1 protein-coding gene is annotated in these 836 nt (G+C 66.6%); it reads right to left on the bottom strand.

Features of this window, described 5'->3' with window-relative positions:
- On the bottom strand, positions 1-800 hold an 800-nt coding region (locus tag ACVMYR_RS33115), incomplete at its 3' end, for an acyltransferase domain-containing protein (RefSeq protein WP_457123702.1).
- Between the last annotated feature and the right edge of the window lie 36 nt (positions 801-836).

Here is an 836-nt window from a genome sequence, read left to right as displayed (position 1 = left end):
CCACGGCTGTAGAACTCCGCCACCGCGGAATGCACCTGCACCTGATCCGAACGGTCCCTGCGCAACGTCGACAACCACACCAACCCCGGATCCGGCAACACCTGCCTCCCCAGACCCGTCAACACCGGATGCGCACCAATCTCCCAGAACACCCCACCACCAGCCGCACCCACCAACCCCAACGCCTCACCAAACAACACCGGCCCACGAATACCCCCACCCCACAACCCACCATCCGCCACCGACCCCGCGTCATGCCACCGACCCGAAATCGACGACGCAAAACCAATCCGCGGCGCCGACACCACCACCCGCGACACCGCCTCCGCAAACGGCCCCACCGCCCCCGCCATCGCCTCCGAATGAAACGCATGACTCACCACCAACCGCTGACACCGCAAACCAGAACCAGCGCAAAACGCCTCCACCACATCCACCGGCCCCGACACCGTCACACTCCGCGGCCCATTCCACGCCGCCACCTCCAACCCCGGATAAGCGACCACCGCCGACCCCACCACCTCGGCATCAGCGAACACCGCCGCCATCGCCCCACCCGACCGCTGCCCCTGCATCAACGAACCCCGCGCCACCGCCAACCCCAACACGTCTCTCAGCTCGAACACCCCCGCCGCCCACGCGGCCGACAACTCACCCACCGAATGACCCACCACCAACCCCGGCCGAACCCCCCACGACTCCAACAACCGCACCAACCCCACCTGCACCGCAACAATCCCCACCTGCGCAAACCGCGTCTGCACCAACTCCCCACCACGACCACCGAACAACAACTCCAACAACGGCACCTCACCGGCAACAAGCCCCGCACACTC

The organism is Micromonospora sp. PTRAS2, assembly GCF_054052245.1.
This window is presented reverse-complemented; position numbering and strand designations above follow the sequence as displayed.